The organism is Microbacterium pratiae (genome assembly GCF_047302165.1).
Taxonomy (GTDB): Bacteria; Actinomycetota; Actinomycetes; order Actinomycetales; family Microbacteriaceae; genus Microbacterium.
The window spans coordinates 2,190,885-2,206,986 of sequence record NZ_CP154843.1 but is presented as its reverse complement, the minus strand read 5'-3'; the positions used below and the strand labels follow the sequence as shown (position 1 = coordinate 2,206,986).

21 protein-coding genes are annotated in these 16,102 nt (G+C 69.3%); 4 read left to right on the top strand and 17 right to left on the bottom strand.

Annotation, left to right across the window (positions count from 1 at the left end; translation table 11 throughout):
* Position 1: 1 nt before the first annotated feature.
* From dprA to AA0Y20_RS10425, 8 genes are all read right to left on the bottom strand, one after another.
* Entirely contained in the window at positions 2-1,183 is a 1,182-nt protein-coding gene (gene dprA, locus AA0Y20_RS10460; RefSeq protein WP_412939156.1) for a DNA-processing protein DprA, read from the bottom strand.
* Positions 1,180-2,727 carry a YifB family Mg chelatase-like AAA ATPase gene (locus AA0Y20_RS10455; RefSeq protein WP_412939155.1) on the bottom strand — a complete coding sequence of 516 codons (1,548 nt, stop codon included), beginning with the start codon at positions 2,725-2,727 and terminating at the stop codon, positions 1,180-1,182. Before AA0Y20_RS10455 ends, dprA begins: the two co-directional genes overlap by 4 nt.
* Entirely contained in the window at positions 2,724-3,086 is a 363-nt protein-coding gene (locus tag AA0Y20_RS10450; RefSeq protein ID WP_412939154.1) for a YraN family protein, read from the bottom strand. Before AA0Y20_RS10450 ends, AA0Y20_RS10455 begins: the two co-directional genes overlap by 4 nt.
* Before the next feature lie 88 nt (positions 3,087-3,174).
* Positions 3,175-3,498 (bottom strand): DUF2469 family protein, encoded by a 324-nt coding sequence (locus tag AA0Y20_RS10445; protein WP_023950963.1) that lies wholly within the window; start codon positions 3,496-3,498, stop codon positions 3,175-3,177.
* Between the two features lie 68 nt (positions 3,499-3,566).
* Positions 3,567-4,226, bottom strand: coding sequence for a ribonuclease HII (locus tag AA0Y20_RS10440; RefSeq protein ID WP_412939153.1), 660 nt, complete (start codon positions 4,224-4,226; stop codon positions 3,567-3,569).
* Positions 4,223-4,966, bottom strand: a complete 744-nt coding sequence (gene lepB / locus AA0Y20_RS10435) for a signal peptidase I (RefSeq protein ID WP_412939152.1) — start codon at positions 4,964-4,966, stop codon at positions 4,223-4,225. Before lepB ends, AA0Y20_RS10440 begins: the two co-directional genes overlap by 4 nt.
* Before the next feature lie 141 nt (positions 4,967-5,107).
* On the bottom strand, positions 5,108-5,455 hold the full coding sequence (gene rplS / locus AA0Y20_RS10430) for a 50S ribosomal protein L19 (protein ID WP_210004668.1): 348 nt from the start codon (positions 5,453-5,455) through the stop codon (positions 5,108-5,110).
* 155 nt (positions 5,456-5,610) lie between these two features.
* Positions 5,611-6,105 carry an MFS transporter permease gene (locus AA0Y20_RS10425; RefSeq protein WP_412939151.1) on the bottom strand — a complete coding sequence of 165 codons (495 nt, stop codon included), beginning with the start codon at positions 6,103-6,105 and terminating at the stop codon, positions 5,611-5,613.
* Between the two features lie 52 nt (positions 6,106-6,157).
* Between AA0Y20_RS10425 and map the strand changes: the two genes are divergently transcribed.
* Positions 6,158-6,940: a type I methionyl aminopeptidase gene (gene map, locus AA0Y20_RS10420; RefSeq protein ID WP_412939150.1), complete on the top strand. Its 783-nt coding sequence runs from the start codon at positions 6,158-6,160 to the stop codon at positions 6,938-6,940.
* Between the two features lie 24 nt (positions 6,941-6,964).
* Here the strand turns inward: map and trmD are convergent, their stop codons facing one another.
* Genes trmD through rpsP form a run of 4 tightly spaced genes read right to left on the bottom strand, consistent with a single transcriptional unit; the run spans position 6,965 to position 8,947 of the window.
* On the bottom strand, positions 6,965-7,666 hold the full coding sequence (gene trmD, locus AA0Y20_RS10415; RefSeq protein WP_412939747.1) for a tRNA (guanosine(37)-N1)-methyltransferase TrmD: 702 nt from the start codon (positions 7,664-7,666) through the stop codon (positions 6,965-6,967).
* A gap of 1 nt (position 7,667) precedes the next feature.
* Positions 7,668-8,288 carry a ribosome maturation factor RimM gene (rimM, locus tag AA0Y20_RS10410; RefSeq protein ID WP_412939149.1) on the bottom strand — a complete coding sequence of 207 codons (621 nt, stop codon included), beginning with the start codon at positions 8,286-8,288 and terminating at the stop codon, positions 7,668-7,670.
* Position 8,289: 1 nt separating this feature from the next.
* Positions 8,290-8,520 (bottom strand): RNA-binding protein, encoded by a 231-nt coding sequence (locus AA0Y20_RS10405; protein WP_023950977.1) that lies wholly within the window; start codon positions 8,518-8,520, stop codon positions 8,290-8,292.
* Between the two features lie 4 nt (positions 8,521-8,524).
* Positions 8,525-8,947: a 30S ribosomal protein S16 gene (gene rpsP, locus AA0Y20_RS10400; protein WP_412939148.1), complete on the bottom strand. Its 423-nt coding sequence runs from the start codon at positions 8,945-8,947 to the stop codon at positions 8,525-8,527.
* Positions 8,948-9,130: 183 nt separating this feature from the next.
* On the opposite strand from rpsP, the gene AA0Y20_RS10395 reads away from it, so the two are divergent.
* On the top strand, positions 9,131-10,300 hold the full coding sequence (locus tag AA0Y20_RS10395) for a glutamate--cysteine ligase (protein WP_412939147.1): 1,170 nt from the start codon (positions 9,131-9,133) through the stop codon (positions 10,298-10,300).
* Between the two features lie 28 nt (positions 10,301-10,328).
* Here the strand turns inward: AA0Y20_RS10395 and ffh are convergent, their stop codons facing one another.
* Entirely contained in the window at positions 10,329-11,879 is a 1,551-nt protein-coding gene (gene ffh, locus AA0Y20_RS10390) for a signal recognition particle protein (RefSeq protein ID WP_412939146.1), read from the bottom strand.
* Positions 11,880-11,891: 12 nt separating this feature from the next.
* On the bottom strand, positions 11,892-12,479 hold the full coding sequence (locus AA0Y20_RS10385) for a TetR/AcrR family transcriptional regulator (RefSeq protein ID WP_412939145.1): 588 nt from the start codon (positions 12,477-12,479) through the stop codon (positions 11,892-11,894).
* 58 nt (positions 12,480-12,537) lie between these two features.
* Here AA0Y20_RS10385 and lipB point away from each other — a divergent pair, with 58 nt between their 5' ends.
* Together lipB and lipA are read left to right on the top strand one after the other, a co-directional pair.
* A complete protein-coding gene (gene lipB / locus AA0Y20_RS10380; RefSeq protein ID WP_412939144.1) occupies positions 12,538-13,176 on the top strand; it encodes a lipoyl(octanoyl) transferase LipB in 639 nt (212 codons plus the stop codon).
* Positions 13,173-14,195 carry a lipoyl synthase gene (lipA, locus tag AA0Y20_RS10375; RefSeq protein ID WP_412939143.1) on the top strand — a complete coding sequence of 341 codons (1,023 nt, stop codon included), beginning with the start codon at positions 13,173-13,175 and terminating at the stop codon, positions 14,193-14,195. The genes lipB and lipA overlap by 4 nt, the downstream gene beginning before the upstream one ends.
* A gap of 26 nt (positions 14,196-14,221) precedes the next feature.
* On the opposite strand, the gene AA0Y20_RS10370 is transcribed toward lipA, so the two are convergent.
* From AA0Y20_RS10370 to ftsY, 3 genes are read right to left on the bottom strand one after another with little or no spacing between them, the layout of a single operon-like run.
* Positions 14,222-14,665, bottom strand: coding sequence for an MSMEG_6728 family protein (locus tag AA0Y20_RS10370; protein WP_412939142.1), 444 nt, complete (start codon positions 14,663-14,665; stop codon positions 14,222-14,224).
* Position 14,666: 1 nt separating this feature from the next.
* Positions 14,667-15,167 (bottom strand): DUF2004 domain-containing protein, encoded by a 501-nt coding sequence (locus tag AA0Y20_RS10365; protein WP_412939141.1) that lies wholly within the window; start codon positions 15,165-15,167, stop codon positions 14,667-14,669.
* Positions 15,168-15,227: 60 nt separating this feature from the next.
* Positions 15,228-16,100 carry a signal recognition particle-docking protein FtsY gene (gene ftsY / locus AA0Y20_RS10360; protein WP_307222304.1) on the bottom strand — a complete coding sequence of 291 codons (873 nt, stop codon included), beginning with the start codon at positions 16,098-16,100 and terminating at the stop codon, positions 15,228-15,230.
* Positions 16,101-16,102 lie beyond the last annotated feature (2 nt).

Genomic DNA, 16,102 nt, shown 5'->3' with positions numbered 1-16,102 from the left:
GTCACCTCCCCGCCCGCCGCCACCCGCGCTCGCCGGACACGGCCCGCCCGTCGAGCGACAGGAGCCCCAGCCAGGCGCTCACCTCCTCGCTGGCCACGCCGGAGCGCCGCGCGATCTCGACGACATCCCGCGGCGTGCGCGTACTCAGCGCATCGAGCACCCGGGTGGCGTCATCCGTGTGCCCGTCCCGAGCGGATTCGGCGGCGCATGCGGAATCGTTCGACCATCCGAGCATCTCCCGCACGTCGTCTGCACTCGTGATGCAGCGACCGTCGTATTCGCGGAGGATCCGGTGGCATCCGGACGACGCCGCAGACGTGACCGGCCCCGGCACCGCGCCGAGGGCACGCCCGAGCGCCGACGCGTGCCCGGCGGTGTTCAACGACCCCGACCGCCACCCCGCCTCGATCACGACGGTGGCATCAGACAGCGCGGCGATGAGCCGATTGCGCTGCAAGAAGCGCCACTTCGTCGGTGCGGTGCCGCAGGGCACTTCGCTGACGACCGCGCCACGGCTCGAGACGGCCGTCAGCAACCCGGCGTGGCCGGATGGGTACGCCGTGTCGACGCCGCCCGCCAGTACCGCGACGGTCCGGCCGTCGACGGCGAGACAGGCGCGATGGGCTGCGGCATCGATACCGACGGCCGCGCCCGACACGATCGTCACACCGCTCGCGGAGAGGTCGCCGGCGAGCTCACCGGCGACCTGCACGCCGTACGCGGTCGCGGCCCGCGCTCCGACGAGCGCGACCGCCGCGCCAGGCATCGCGAGAGAATCGGTCACGCCTCTCGTCCAGAGCGCGACGGGCGCGTGGATGCCGAGATCATCGGCCCGTTCGGGCCACGCCGCGTCTCCCGGCACGATGAGCCGTACGCCCACCCGTCGCGCCCGCTCGAGCGCGTACGAGTGGTCATCCTGTCGCGGACGCCATCGCGCACAGGCACGACGCCAGTCGCGAACGCTCAGCTCGAGAACCCCCGGCGGCTCGTCGTGGCGCAGAGCGCTCTCAAGCGCGCCGAAGGCACCGAGATGTCGGATCGCGAGCCCGGCTATGCCGTCACCGGGCTCCGCGAGGACGGACCAGCGCGCCCGCGCCCAACGCTCGCGACAGCTCTCGGGATCTCCCAGATCTGCGGGAGGCGAGAGACCGACCAGCGCGTCCCGCGCCTCATCGCCGCTCATCGGCTGAGCCCTTTCTTCAGGAACAGCGCATGCCCGACATCGTTCGCGGTGAGCCGTTCGCGACCCGCGAGATCGGCGACGGACCACGCCACCCGCAACACCCGGTCGTACCCGCGCAGCGTGAGCGCGCCGCGCTGAAGAGCCGAGTCGAGGGGCGCGCGGACGCGCGGCTCGGGAGCGAGGGGCCCATCTCGCAGCCATGCCCCCGAGACAGCCGCATTGGTGCGCCAGGGCGTTGCGGCCAGTCTCGCGGCCGCACGCGACCGCGCGGCAGCGACCTCGGCGCGTGCGGTTGCCGTCGTCATCCCTCCGGGGCCGCGCGACGTCAGGTCGGCGAGCGACACGCGCGACAGCGAGAGCTCGATGTCGATCCGGTCCAGCAGCGGGCCCGAGAGCCGCCCGAGATAGCGACGGATCGCGAGGGACGGACACGAGCACGTGCCGCCGCGAACACCGTACTGTCCGCACGGGCAGGGGTTGGTGGCCAGCACCAGCTGGAACCGCGCGGGCAACGTCGCCCGGAATCCCGACCGATGAATGTCGATCGACCCCGCCTCGAGCGGCTGTCGGAGCGAGTCCAGTGCGTGGGCGCTGTACTCCCCGGCCTCGTCGAGGAAGAGCACGCCGCCGCTCGCGCGAGCGATCGCCCCCGGCCGAAGCGACCTGCTGCCCCCGCCCACGAGAGCCGCGACGCTGACGCTGTGATGCGGCGCCTCGAACGGAGGGATTCTGCTCAGCGTCTCGATGGTCGAGCCCGACAGGGACCGTATCGATGCCACCTGCAGGGCGGTGTCGTCGTCGAGCGGCGGCAGGATGCCCGGCAGACGCCGTGCCAGCATGGTCTTGCCGGCACCCGGCGGCCCGCTCATGAGCAGATGGTGTCCGCCGGCGGCCGCGACGACGAGGGCCGCGATCGCCTCCTCCTGACCTCGAATGTCCGACAGATCCTCCACGGGCGGATGGTCGCTCCCGCTCTCTCGCCCATCCGCAGGTACCGGGATAACGGCCACGGCCTCATCGTCGCCGTCGACCTCGAGCCCGTGCCAGCGCGCGACGCCCGCGAGCGTGCGGCATCCCACGACGCGGATGCCGTCGACGAGCGAGGCTTCAGCGCGGCAGGCCTCGGGAACGATGACCGTCCGCTTCCCCGCGCGCGCCGCGGCGATGACGGCGGGCAGGACGCCCGGCACGGGGCGCAGTCGTCCGTCGAGGCCGAGCTCGCCGATGTGCACGGTGTCACCGAGAGAAGCGGCATCCATCGGCAATTCGGTTGCGAGCGCCGCGACGGCGATGGCCACGTCGAATCCGGATCCCTGCTTGGGGAGGCTCGCCGGCGAGAGGTTCACCGTGACGCGGCGGCGCGAGAGGGGCAGGCCGCTGTTCTGACAGGCGTTGTGGACCCGTTGCTGCGCTTCGGCGAGGGCGCGGTCGGCGAGCCCGACGATACGGAACGCAGGTGTCTGGTTCGACAGGTCGGCCTCGACCTCGACGAGGTCGCCCGCGAGCCCCGTGAGCGACACCGCCCATGTTCGCCCGAGGCTCACCGCAGGTCCTCGACGTGCTCGAGGGCCGCTGTGTCGACGTCGTCACCCGTGATGCCGATGACGTCGAGGCGGATCCGTCTGCCCCGCACCTCCCCCGGGTGCGCGGCGATCCAGGCGCAGGCGAGCCGCCACAACCGGTCCTTCTTGCGCTCGTCGACCGCCTCGAACGGATGCCCGTACGCCGAGCTCCGCCGGGTCTTGACCTCGACGATGACGAGCTCGTCGCGCGAGACCGCCACGATGTCGATCTCGCCCTGGCGGTCGCGCCAATTGCGGTCGAGGATCTCGTAGCCGAGGCCGGTCAGGTACCGTGCGGCCCGTTCTTCGCCGGCTCGACCCCGGTCGTCTTTCGCTGCCATACGAGGACTCTCGCGTGGCAGCGGATTCCCCCGGCGTCGGTGCGCAGCGACCGGGGAGAACCGCCCCGGCGGCGGCCGCGGGGAGGAATCAGCTGTCGAGCGAGAGCTCGTCGGGCAGTTCGAAGTCGCGACGCTGGAGTTCCTCGACGTTGACGTCCTTGAACGTCAGCACTCGAACGGACTTCACGAAGCGGTCGGCCCGGTAGATGTCCCAGACCCACACGTCGTTCATCGTGAGCTCGAAGTAGAAGTCGTGCTCGGTGTCGCGCCGAACGACGTTGACATCGTTCGCGAGGTAGAAACGACGCTCGGTCTCGATCACGTACTGGAACTGCGACACGACGTCGCGGTACTCCTTGTAGAGGGCCAGCTCCAGCTCGCGGTCATAGTCTTCGAAGACTTCGTCATCCATGGTGCTTCCATCCTAGGCGGCGGCAGCGCGCGGTGAACGTCCTGCCCTCGGCCGCCCTGGGAACGAGGTCAGAACAGCGTCGGCGCGTCGGCGATCGCCCAGGACGCCCGGTGATGACGTGACAGTCCGTGCTCGCGGATCGCTGCCCGGTGGAGCGGGCTGGCGTAGCCCTTGTTCCGTGCCCACTCGTACATCGGCGTCTCATCATGCAGCTCGGTCATGTGGGCATCGCGCGCCACCTTCGCGATGACCGACGCCGCCGCGGCGCTCGCGCAGTCACGATCGGCCTTGATGATCGTCTGCACGGTCATGCCCGGCCCCGCCATGGGAGTGACATAGTCGTGATTGCCGTCCAGGATGACGACGGTCTCCGCGGCGAAGGGGTCGACACCGCCGAGCCCCTGGATCGCGCGGACCGCGGCCAGACCGAGCGCCCGCATGATCCCGATCTCGTCGATCTCGCCCGGCGTGGCCGAACCCACGGCCGACGCCACGACCCAATCGGCCGCGCGCACCGCCAGCTCGGGACGGCGCAGCTCCGTCACGAGCTTGGAGTCGCGGAGTCCCTCGGGGATGCGGCGGCGTGCGCAGCGCGCGTCGAGCACGGCGGCGCCCACCGAGACCGGGCCCGCCAGCGCGCCCCGCCCCACCTCGTCGAGGGCGATGACGTACGCGTGCTCGCGCAACAGCCGCCGCTCGACGGTCAGCCGGGGCGCGACGATCGTCATGGCGTCACGGGTGCGGGGACCCCCGCGAAGACGTCGTGGTGGAAGTCGATGAGGCCGAAGCGATCGAGCGGCCACGTGATGAGGAATGCTCGTCCCACGACGTTGTCGAGCGGAACGAAGCCCTGCGAGGGCTGGTCGCGGTTGTAGCGCGAGTCGCGGGAGTGATCGCGGTTGTCGCCGAGCACCCAGAGAGAGTTCTCCGGCACCGTGACGTCGAACGGCACCTCCTGCGGCGCCGACTGGCCGTCGGCGAGTGAGACGTAGGGCGTCTCGTCGATGGGCACGTCGTTGACAGTGATCTGCCCGACCGCGTTGCAGCACACCACGTGGTCGCCCGGCATCCCGATGATCCTCTTGATGAGGTGGTCCTTACTGTCCGGGGCGGACAGACCCACGACCGAGAGCACCCAGTCCATGCCCTCGACGAGAGGCGGACGCGCCGGCTCGACTGTCGCGGGGAGCCAACCGCCCGGGTCGCGGAAGACGACGACGTCGCCCCGTGAGTAGCCGCCGAACCGAGGCGTGAGCTGGTCGACGAGAATCCGATCGTCCTTCAGGAGCGTGCGTTCCATCGACCCGGAGGGGATGTAGAACGACCTGACGAGGAACGTCTTGACGAGGAACGACACCGCGAGGGCGATGGCGATGATGACGAGGATGTCGCGCAGCAGCAGGCCGAGGCGACGTGATCGTGAACGCGCGGGCTTCGGCGCCTGCGCGGCAAGGTCATCGGTGGTCATTCATCGCCTCTCATCCGACTCGCCCGCCGGGGAGCCCTACCCAGGGTCGCACATTCCGCGACCATCGCCGGTCACCGCGCAGCGGAGACGACGGATGCCCCGAGCCTGAGCCCGGGGCATCCAGAGAATGCGTCGCTGCGATCAGCGGTCGCGCTTCTCCTTGATCTTGGCCTTCTTGCCGCGCAGGTTGCGCAGGTAGTAGAGCTTCGCGCGACGGACGTCACCGCGCGTGACGACCTCGATGTGGTCGATCACGGGGCTGTGCACGGGGAACGTGCGCTCCACGCCGACCTGGAAGCTGATCTTCCGGACGGTGAAGGTCTCGCGAACGCCGTCGCCCGAGCGGCCGATGACGACGCCCTGGAAGACCTGGATACGCGAGCGGTTGCCTTCCGTGATGTTGACGTGCACCTTGACGGTGTCGCCGGGAGCGAAGGCGGGGATGTCGTTGCGCAGCGATGCTGCGTCGACGGAGTCGAGGATCTGCATGATCTGTTCTTCCTGCGACCGCCTCAGGTCGACCACGAAAAAGTTGAATAAGGATGCGGTGCCCCGGGCACCCGCCGGGCGCCGCTCCCCTGAGGCAGAGATCTGTCAGGGCACAAGCGTTCATTCTGCCACGGTGCGCCCCACGGACCAAAACGTCAGCTGTCGCTGCGCCGGACCTCTTCGATGATGACGACCTTCTCGTCCGCACGGCTGTCGGGGTTCGGCCGCATCGCCTCGCGGAGGGAGGTCGGATCCGTCGCGACGGAGAAGAGCGAAACGGGGCGAGCCTCGCGGAAGAGCTGCCACAGCGAGACCCAGAAGACGGCGAGGAACGCCGCGACCGCGGCGAACAACAGCGGCCAGAAGGCGCCCGCGGGATAGAACCCGATCGCGATGATGAGGCCGTGCCAGACCGCGAACACGAGGACGTCCCACCACGACAGCATCCGCGTGTGCCGCACCGTGCCCCGAGCCCGTACGAGGAGCGTCGTCACCAGCTGGCCGATGAGCACGGCGGGTACCGCGATGAAGAGCACCCAGAGGAAGACCCAGCCGCCCGCGCCCGAGATCGCCCAGCCCACGACGAGCCACAGCGGCAGCACGAGAGCTGCCGGGAGGAGCCAGGAGAAGAGCGCGCGTCGCAGCCACATGCTCCTGATGCTACGCCGGTCCGGCAGGATAGAACCTGAAGAGAGGATCACGATGATCGAGCTGCGCACACCTGCCGAGATCGAAGCGATGCGTCCGGCTGGGCGTTTCGTCGCCGAGACACTGGCGACACTTCGGGACGAGACGAAGGTCGGGACGAACCTCCTCGCGATCGACCGCCGCGCGCACGACCTGATCCGCCGGGCGGGCGCGGAGTCGTGCTACATCGACTATCACCCGTCGTTCGGGGCGAGTCCGTTCGGCAAGGTCATCTGCACCTCGATCAACGACGCCGTGCTCCACGGCCTCCCCCACGACTACGCGTTGCGTGACGGCGACCTCGTCACGCTCGATTTCGCCGTCTCGGTCGACGGGTGGGTAGCCGACTCCGCGGTGTCATTCGTGGTCGGCACTCCGCGTGATGAGGACCTCGCTCTCATCGACACCACCGAGCGCGCGCTCGATGCTGCGATCGACGCTGCCGTCGTGGGCAACAAGATCGGCGACATCTCGCACGCCGTCGCGACCGTCGCCCATGCCGACGGACTCTCCATCAACACCGACTTCGGCGGCCACGGCGTGGGCCGTGAGATGCACGGCGATCCGCATGTCCCCAACGACGGCAAGCCCGGCCGGGGCTATCCGCTCCGCGCGGGCCTCGTCGTCGCGCTCGAGCCGTGGTTCCTGCAGAGCACCGACAAGCTCATCACCGACGCGGACGGCTGGACCCTGCGCAGCGCGGACGGCTCACGTGGCGCGCACTCGGAGCACACCGTCGCGATCACCGCCGAGGGTCCGGTCATCCTGACCGACCGTTCGTTCCTCGGGGTCGACTGACCGCTCGCGGACGCGCGGCCGCGATCAGTCCTCGGAGTCGGCGGGGAGCAGATCGGGCCGGCGCGCGCGCGTGCGCTCGACGCGTTGCGCATGGCGCCACTCCGCGACGCGACCGTGATGGCCGCTCAGCAGGACGTCCGGGACATCGTGGCCGCGCCACGATGCCGGCTTCGTGTAGGACGGGTACTCGAGCAGCCCGTCTTCGTGAGACTCCTCGACAAGGCTCTCGGGGTTGCCCACGACACCGGGGATGAGACGTCCGATCGCTTCGATCATCGCCATGGAGGCGACCTCTCCCCCGTTGAGGACGTAGTCGCCGAGACTCATGAGCCGGACGTCGCCGAGAGTCGCCGCATAGGAGAAGACACGCTCGTCGATTCCCTCGTACCGGCCGCAGCCGAAGACCAGGTGTGCGGTCTCGCTGAGCTCGCGAGCGGCGCCCTGCGAGAACCGCTCGCCGGCCGGTGACGGGAAGATGAACGTGGGCCGGCCACCCGCGTCCGCAACGATGGCGTCGAGCGCGAGCCCCCAGGGCTCGGGCTTCATGACCATGCCGGCACCGCCGCCGTAGGGGGTGTCGTCGACGGTGCGGTGACGATCGGTGGCGTAGTCGCGGAGGTCGTGAACGCGCACATCGAGAAGACCCGCGCCGCGCGCTTTTCCGAGGAGCGAGACCTCGAGGACGTCGAAGAATGCGGGGAAGATCGTGACGACGTCGACGCGCACGTCAGTCCTCGTCGAGAGCGCTGTCGCCGCCGTCACGCTCGGACGCTGCGTCGTCCGCGACATCCGGCTCCTCGGCGGCCAGGTCTTCGAACAGGCCCGCCGGCGGCGTCACGATGACACGACCGCCCGCGACATCCACTTCGGGAACGATCGCCTTGACGAACGGCACGAGGATCTCGGTGTCGTCGCCGTCCCGCTGCACGATGAGGAGGTCCTGCGCCGGGAAGTGGTCGACGCGAGCGATGCGTCCGACCTTCTGCCCCTCACGGACCACATCCAGGCCGACGAGCTGGTGATCGAACCAGGCGTCGTCCTCGGCCACGGCCTCGCTGTCCTGATCGACCCACAGGATGGCCTTCACGAGGCTCTCCGCGGCGTCGCGGTCGTTGACGTCCTCGATGAAGAGGACGGGGTGCGAGTTCATCCAGCGGAACTCGCGAACGGTCACGGACTTCCCGTGCCAGGGCGATGCTTCGGGGACCTGCAACGTGAACGTCGCGCCCGGCACGAAGCGGCCGTCGGGGTCATCGGTGTAGAGCTCGAGCTTGAGCGCGCCCTTCAGGCCGTGCGCCTTGACGAGGCGCCCGACGCGCAGCTGGGTGCGAGCGGGTTCGGCGGCCATCTCAGTCGTCCGCGACGTCGACGCGGACCCGCGTGCCATCAGCGAGGGCCGAGATCAGCGCGCGCAGCGCCTTCGCGGTGCGCCCGCCGCGCCCGATCACCCGTCCCCGGTCGTCGGGGTGCACGCGCACCTCGAGCACTTCGCCGCGGGGCGACGAGGAGGAACGGATGACGACATCGTCGGGGTGATCCACGATCCCCTTGACGACGTGCTCGAGCGCGGCGGACAGCAACGGATTACTCCGCGTCGGTCGCGTCGGCGGCGGCCTCGTCGGCGGGAGCCTCGGCGGCGGGCTCCTCGGCCTTCTTGGCGGCCTGCGGCTTGATGACCGACTTCTTCGACGCGTCGGCGACGAACTCGCCCTTTGCCTCGGCCGTGCGGACGGTCGAGACGGCGTCCTTGTCGCCCTTGAACTTGCCCCAGTCGCCCGTGAGCTTGAGCAGCGCCGTGACCTGCTCGGTCGGCTGAGCGCCGACCGACAGCCAGTACTGCGCACGGTCGGAGTCGACCTTGATGACCGAGGGCTCCTCGGTCGGGTGGTACTGGCCGATCTCCTCGATCACGCGGCCGTCGCGCTTGGTGCGCGAGTCGGCGACGACGATGCGGTAGTAGGGGGCGCGGATCTTGCCGAGGCGCTTGAGACGAATCTTGACAGCCACAATTCTCCTGAGTGGTGTGATGTGAAATGAACGTCGCCTGGAGCGTGGGGTGCACACCCGGCGGGAGCTCTGAAGGTGGACCTTCTCGCCGGATAGAGGGTCGAGCGAGCGGTCCAACCGTCTATTTTGCCAGATGATGACGGTCGTCGCGAACCGCGCCGCGCCGCGTGTCAGACTGAGCGCATGACGGTCCCCTTCGCCACGTCTGCCCGTTCCACCGTGGGCATCGAGTGGGAGTTGATGCTCGCCGACCGCGACACGGGGGATCTTGCCCCCCGAGCGCCGGAGGTGCTCGCCGAAGTCGAGGACTCCTCGGCGCTGGAGCGCTACACGATCACCGGCGAGCTGCTGACGAACACGATCGAGGTGACCAGCGGAGTAGGGGACACCGTCGCGGCCGCGGTGGACGACATCGACGACGCCATCCAGCGCGTGCGCGAGTTCGCCGCGCCGCGCGGCCTCGAGATGCTCTGCGCGGGAAGCCACCCCTTCGCACGGTGGTACGAGCAGGAGATCACCGACAAGACCCGCTACCACAAGCTCATCGAGCGGACCCAGTGGTGGGGACGCAACATGATGATCTGGGGCATCCACATCCACGTCGGCGTCGAGGACGTCAACAAGGTGTTCCCCCTGATCAACGCACTGTCGCTCTACCTCCCCCATTTGCAGGCCCTGTCTGCGTCCAGCCCGTTCTGGGCCGGAGACCGCACCGGGTACGCGTCCAACCGCGCCCTCGTCTTCCAGCAGCTGCCCACGGCCGGCCTGCCGTGGAGCTTCACACAGTGGAGCGACTTCGAGAACTATCTCGACGGCATGGTGCGCACGGGCGTCATGGAGGACGCCTCCGAGGTGCGCTGGGACATCCGTCCGGCGCCCAAGTGGGGAACGCTCGAGATCCGCGCCTGCGACGGGATGTCGACGCTGCCTGAGCTCGCGGCGGTGGCCTCCCTCGTCCAAGTACTCACCGAGCACCTGTCTCGCCAGCTCGACGAAGGCCGAGAGCTGCCGACGATCCCGCCGTGGTTCGTCCGCGAGAACAAGTGGCGCGCGGCGCGGTATGGATTGGACGCACGGCTGATCGTCGACGCCGACGGCACTCAGCGTCACGTCGTCGAGCACCTTCGCGACACGATCGCCGAACTCGAGCCGATCGCGGAGGAGCTGCATTGCGCTCGGGAGTTCCGCGGCCTCACCACGATTCTCGACCAGGGCGCCAGCTACCTCCGGCAGACACGCGTCGCGGACGCGGCCGACGGCGATCTCCGAGAGGTCGTCCAGCATCTGATCCGCGAGTTCCGCGACGGCCCGACGCTGCGCCAGCACCTGGCGCAGCCTGACGTCGGTCGCTGAGTCGGCCCCGGGGGGCTCGGCCTTCGCCTCAGCTCTTGCCGAAGAGCTTCTGGATCTCGGCGAGGTCGGCCTCGCTCGGCTGAGCCTGTCCGCCACCGAGTCCGAAGCCCGAGCCGGTGGGTGCCGTCGCGGTCGCGAGCCCGGCGTTCTCAGCGGCGCGCTTCGCCGGGTTCCCGGATCGCGAACCGCCCTTGCTCTTGGCCTGCTTGCCGCGCTTGCTCGACGCGCCGGGCTTCCCACCCATCGGGCCCATGCCCGGGATGTTGGGAACGCCGCCGCGAGCAACGGTCTTCATCATCTTCGCGGCCTGCTCGAAACGCTGGACGAGCTGGTTCACGTCGGTCACCGTCATGCCCGAACCGCGCGCGATGCGAAGGCGACGCGAGCCGTTGAGGACCTTGGGGTTGCGACGCTCGGACGGCGTCATCGACCGGATGATCGCCTCGGTGCGGTCGATCTCGCGCTCGTCGAACTGCTCAAGCTGCTGCTTCATCTGGCCCATGCCCGGCAGCATGCCGAGCATCTTCTTCATCGACCCCATCTTCTTCATCTGCTGAAGCTGGTCGAGGAAGTCCTCCAGCGTGAACTGCTCCTTCGCGAGCTTCTCGGCGACCGCGAGGGCCTCCTGCTCGTCGAAGGCCTGCTGAGCCTGCTCGATCAGGGTGAGGATGTCACCCAGGTCGAGGATGCGGCTGGCCATCCGGTCCGGGTGGAACGGCTCGAGATCGTCGAGCCCTTCGCCCGTGGACGCGAAGATGATCGGCCGCTGGGTGACCGACGCGACCGACAGTGCCGCACCACCGCGGGCGTCGCCGTCGAGCTTGGAGAGCACCACACCGGTGAAGTCGACGCCCTCCTGGAACGCCTTCGCGGTGTTGACCGCGTCCTGGCCGATCATCGCGTCGATGACGAAGAGCACCTCGTCGGGGTCGGTCGCCTTTCGGATGGACGCTGCCTGCTTCATCAGCTCGGCATCGACGCCGAGGCGACCCGCCGTGTCGATGATGACCACGTCGTGCTGCTGACGACGCGCGTGCTCGACGCCGTCCCGAGCGACGCGAACGGGGTCGCCGACGCCGTTGCCGGGCTCGGGCGCGTAGATGGCGGCCCCGGCACGCTCGGCGACGACCTGGAGCTGGTTCACCGCGTTGGGACGCTGGAGGTCACAGGCGACGAGGAGCGGCGTATGACCGTCCTTCTCGAGCTGCTTGGCGAGCTTGCCGGCGAATGTCGTCTTGCCCGAGCCCTGGAGGCCCGCGAGCATGATGACGGTCGGCGGGTTCTTCGCGAACTGCAGGCGCCGCTGCTCGCCGCCCAGGATAGCGACGAGCTCCTCGTTGACGATCTGCACGACCTGCTGAGCCGGGTTCAGCGCGCGATTTACCTCGTCGCCGAGAGCGCGCTCGCGCACCTTGGCGGTGAACTCCTTGACCACCACGAGGGCGACGTCGGCGTCGAGCAGCGCGCGGCGGATCTCACGGACGGTCTGGTCGACGTCAGCCGCCGAGAGCTTTCCTTTGGTGCGGAGGTTCCGGAAGGTCTCGGTAAGACGGTCGGAGAGCGTGCCGAAAGTTGCCATGATCCCTCGATTCTATGCGAGCGGGTGACCCGGTCCGCGCCCCCGGACGAAGGCGATCGCGCGCGCCATCTCCTCAGCCAGGTCCGTTCGGCCCGCTCCCCCACGCGCCCACGAGCGGACCGCGCCGAGCACCGCACCGCCCCAGGCCGCACCCAGGATGTCGGCTTCGAGCCGTGCCGCTCCCGACCGGTGCAGGGCCGCGGCGACGGCCGCCGCGATCCGGGCAGCCCGCAGCGCGGCGTCGCGGGCGAGCTCGTCGGACAGCCCCATCGCGACGTCGTTGACGATCGCCAGGGCGAGGGCATCGGGCGCGAGTCCGCGAGCGAGGTCGGCGACGGCGGACGCGACGTCGTCGGCGCCGCCGGCGCTGCGCAAGGCGAGCTCGAGCGCCGCGATGCGCTCGTCGAGCCCCGACCACAGGACCGCGGACTTCGATGAGAAGTAGTTGAAGAAGCTCGAACGGCTGACCCCGGCGCGGCGGGTGATGTCAGCCACCGTCGTCGCCTCATAGCCACGCTCGAGGAACAGCTCGCAGGCAGCCTCCGCCAGCGTCTCGCGGGACGACACGCGGGGCCTGCCGGCGCGAGTGGAGGACGTCACCAGGACAGCCTAAGCGTGCCGTATTGTTGGACGCGGTCCATTAACTCGAGGAGGATCCGTGCTCGATGTCCGCGTCGTGGGGCTCGCCCCCGCCGTCGTCCCTTACGCAGAAGGCTGGGAGCTGCAGCGTCGCGTCCATGACGCCGTCGTCGCCGGCGGCCCGGACACGCTGCTCCTGCTCGAGCATGAGGCTGTCTTCACTGCCGGAGCCCGCACCGATCCCCACGAGCGACCGACCGACGGGACCGCCGTCGTCGACGTCGACCGCGGCGGCAAGATCACCTGGCACGGTCCCGGTCAACTCGTGGGGTATCCGATCCTGCGTCTCCCCGAACCGGTCGACGTCGTGGCTCATGTCCGGAGGCTGGAACGGGTCCTCATCGCCGCCGTCGCCGATCTGGGGGTCACCGGCCGCCAGGTGACGGGCCGCAGCGGGGTCTGGGTCGGTCAGGCCGGCCGCGATGCGAAGATCGCCGCGATCGGCGTCCGGGTCCAGCGCGGCGTGACGATGCACGGCTTCGCTCTCAACTGCGACAACGACCTGGCGCCCTTCGCGCAGATCATCCCGTGCGGCATCACCGACGCCGGCGTCGCCTCGCTCTCGACGGTGCTGGGGCGCGACGTCTCCCCCGCCGACGTCGTCGACAGCGTCACGCGCCGCTTCCGCGCCGAGTTCGAGACGGCGGTCGCAGCATGAGCGGCGGCTGCGCCGTGCCCGCCGCCCCGGCCGCCGGGGGTCCGGAGGGACGCAAGCTGCTCCGCCTGGAGGTCCGGAACGCGCAGACGCCGATCGAGCGCAAGCCCGAGTGGATCAAGACGAAGGCGCGCATGGGCGAGGAGTACCGCGCGCTGCACGACCTGGTCAAGGACGAGGGGCTGCACACGGTCTGCCAGGAGGCGGGATGCCCGAACATCTATGAATGCTGGGAGGACCGCGAGGCGACCTTCCTCATCGGCGGCTCGCAGTGCACGCGGCGCTGCGATTTCTGCCAGATCGACACCGGGAAGCCGGCCGAGTACGACACCGACGAACCGCGACGCGTCGCCGAGAGCGTCAGCCGGATGCAGCTGCGCTACGCGACGGTCACCGGCGTGGCGCGCGATGACCTCCCCGACGGCGGCGCCTGGCTGCACGCGGAGACGGTGCGCCGGATCCACGCCGACAACCCGGGTACGGGTGTCGAGATCCTCGCGACGGATTTCAACGGCGACCCGGCACAGCTCGACGAGGTGTTCTCATCGCGGCCGGAGGTCTTCGCCCACAACGTCGAGACGGTCCCCCGCATCTTCAAACGGATCCGGCCCGCCTTCCGTTACGAGCGCTCGCTCGGCGTGATCACGCGCGCTCGCGAGGCGGGTCTCATCACCAAATCGAACCTCATCCTCGGTATGGGCGAGACCCCCGATGAGGTCATCCAGGCACTCCAAGACCTCCATGACGCGGGCACCGACATCATCACAATCACGCAGTACCTTCGCCCGACGCCTCGGCACCTGCCGGTGGACCGATGGGTGAAGCCGGAGGAGTTCGTCGGCTTCCGAGAGGAAGCGGAGCGCATCGGCTTCCTCGGCGTGCTGGCCGGACCGCTCGTGCGGTCCTCCTATCGTGCGGGGCGTCTGTGGGCGCAGTCGATGACGGCGAAGGGGCGGGATATCCCGCCGGGCCTCGCGCACCTCGCCGACTCGGCGCAGTCCGGGTTCGCGCAGGCCGTCTGACGAGACGCCGGATCCGGTCGCGTGGCTCAGGACGCGGTCGGGTCCGGCGGCCAGATGTACGGGAGATCGTCAGGGACGTCGCCGAACCGCGGCCGGTAGAAGGCCGCATCCTTCCGCACGAGGTTCGATCGGTGCGAGAGATGGAACGCCTCGTCACCCAGCCACGGCGGCATCTCGAGCTCGCCCTGCGCCGTGCCGTCGACCTCCGGTGCGAACTCGATCAGCTGCCGGCGCACGGTGTCCGCACGCCCGGCCGCGATCCAGGCGTCGGTCATCGCGAGACCGTACGCGGTGAGAGCCGGGAGGTAGCCCCGCCACATCTTCGCTGCGGGGTGGTTCCGCCATCCGTAGCCCGCGACGGTGTTCGCGCGCAGCAGCTGCAGCGTCTCTACGCGCTGCTTGCCGAGCCGGGCCGTGTCGAGGGCTGCAGCCGACTCCGCGAAAGAGGGGTACGGCAGGAAGGTCTGCACGTCAGTCTGCGCTGGTGACCGATTGGATGCTGCCGTCGCTCGTGAGATTGACCAGGAGGACCTCTTCGGTCGAGTCGGGGTCGAGGGCGTACTCCAGCACGGCGAACGGGTCCGAACCGCCATGCTCGTCGGCGAGGATCGTCATGCTGATCAGTTGCAGCGAGCGGATGACGTCCATGTGCACATCGCCCGAGATGTCGACCAGGTAGGACTCGATGTCCTCGCCCAGCTCCTCTTGCTGCTGGAGGATGAACTCGATCACCTCGCTCGTGCGGTCGCTGAGTTCGGAGACCATGGCATTGCGGGCCGACAGGTCGATCGACTCGATCGCGGAGATCATGGCGGCAGCGACATCCAGGGCGGCAGCCGAGACGTCGTCCTGATCCGGGGCCGTCAGATCGACGGTGACCGTCTGGTCGCCGATCTCGACGTGATCGGACCAGAAGATCGATCCGTCCGGACCCGACTCGAGGAGTCCGAAGTAGTCGTGCTCGATCGCCATGTGTTTATGAAACCAGCCGTGAGGGTGCGGGGGAAGTGCTGATGCGGCGCGGCGCGCGACTCAGTCGACGAGCGCCGATGCGAACACGTGCGGGGTGAAGCCGGTGAGGTCGTTGATGCCCTCTCCCTGCCCGAGCAGTTTGACCGGGATGCCGGTGCGCTCCTGCACCGCGAGCACGAATCCACCGCGCGCGGAGCCGTCGAGCTTGGTGAGCACGAGACCGGTGACGCCGGCGTGCTCCAGGAAGGCCTCGGCCTGCATGACGCCGTTCTGGCCGGTCGTCGCATCGAGGACGAGCAGCACTTCGCTGATCGGCGCCTGCTTCTCGATGACACGCCGGATCTTCGTGAGCTCGTCCATCAGCCCGCCCTTGGTGTGCAGGCGGCCCGCCGTGTCGACGAGCACGATCTCCGTCCCCGTGCGCTTGGCGTAGTCGATCGTCTGGAAGGCCACGGAGGCGGGATCCTGCCCCTCCTGCTGCGGCCGGACGATCTGGGCTCCGCCGCGCTCAGCCCACGTTGCGAGCTGGTCCACGGCAGCCGCGCGGAACGTATCGGCCGCTCCGACCACGACCGATCGACCGTATCGCTGGAGGAACTTCGCGAACTTGCCGATGGTCGTCGTCTTCCCGACGCCGTTCACCCCCACCACGAGGACGACGGCCGGGCGCTCGGTCAGGCGCAGCGTCGAATCGAAGGCGGCGAACCGCTCCTCGAGCGTCTCCTTGAGCATCCGCTGGAGGTCGCGTGGATCAGTCGTGCGGTAGCGCTCGACCTTGCCGCGCAGGTCGTCGACAAGGCGTTCGGTGATGTCGGGCCCGAAATCGGCGGTCAGGAGCGCCGTCTCGAGGTCGTCCCACGTGTTCTCGTCGATGGTCGGCTTGACGAAGAGCCCGCGCAGCGCGCGCGAGAGCGACCAGGGATTGTCGGCCATGC